Annotated in this window: 1 protein-coding gene; it reads left to right on the top strand. The window is 49.3% G+C overall.

The features are described 5' to 3' along the window. Nucleotides 1-235: 235 nt before the first annotated feature. A complete protein-coding gene (locus tag CS369_RS13960) occupies nt 236-1,027 on the top strand; it encodes an endonuclease/exonuclease/phosphatase family protein (RefSeq protein ID WP_196907580.1) in 792 nt (263 codons plus the stop codon). Nucleotides 1,028-1,133: the final 106 nt, after the last annotated feature.

Genomic DNA, 1,133 nt, shown 5'->3' with positions numbered 1-1,133 from the left:
GTCGGTTAGAATACCTGCCTGTCACGCAGGGGGTCGCGGGTTCGAGTCCCGTCCGTTCCGCCACTAAAAAGAAAAGCCCTGAGCAATTGCTCAGGGCTTTTTACTTTGTGCCATAGTTACCTTGCACTGTAAAGATCTGTTATGCAGTGCAAGTCTTGCCGAATATCTCTGTCACTCAGGCCGTTCTTTGCTTAAAGTAATAGCGTGTAGCACTGAAGAGACAAGCAGGTTCGTTGTGCGAAAGAAAACCTATGCGGTGAGGTACAGTGCGGGGCAACCCGTAGAGAGAATTTTTTCCTCTGGTGTACAGTATCCTGTTATGCAGGCACTGCCAGAGGAGCCGCTGCTTGAAAAAAACGACGTACTGCGTGTATTGGTGTGGAATATCTATAAACAGCAGCGCCTGTACTGGCTTTCGGTATTACAAAATTTTGGTAAAGATGCTCATCTCGTTTTACTGCAAGAGGCGCAAAGTACGCCTGAGCTGATTCGCTTTGCAACGGCGAACTATGTTGCTACCGATCAGGTCCCTGCCATTATTCTTCCCCAACACCTTTCTGGTGTGATGACACTCTCTGCCGCACAACCGTTGTATTGCTGCCCGCTGAGAGAGAGGGAGCCTCTGCTTCCCCTGTCTAAATCGGCGCTGATTACGGTTTATGCATTACAGAGTGCTCAGCAACTGATGGTCATTAATATCCATGCCATTAATTTCAGTATTGGCGTTGAAGTGTATGGCAAACAACTGGATGCGATTGGTGAGCAGGTCAAACGTCATGCCGGGCCAGTGATCATGGCAGGGGATTTTAATGCCTGGAGCCGGCAGCGTATCAACGCGCTTTATCAATTTGCCAGTGAGATTGCCTTGCGTGAGGTTCGCTTTGTCGACGACCAGCGGCGTCGAACGTTCGGCCGCCCGTTAGATTTTGTTTTTTATCGGGGGTTACACGTCATGCAATCTTCTGTATTGGTTACCCAGGCTTCTGACCACAACCCGCTATTGGTTGAATTTCAGTTGCCGGTATGACGTCAAAACAATAAAAAAAGCCACGGAGGTTAACCACCGTGGCTAATGAGATGGTCACCCCCACCCTGTAGCGGTACGCTGACAGGGTGTTTTTCTTTCAGGAGAG

It is taken from the genome of Candidatus Symbiopectobacterium sp. 'North America', from assembly GCF_015762685.1.
Classification (GTDB): Bacteria; Pseudomonadota; Gammaproteobacteria; order Enterobacterales; family Enterobacteriaceae; genus Symbiopectobacterium.
Note: the sequence above shows the minus strand (reverse complement) of the source record. Positions and strands in the feature narration are given on the sequence as shown.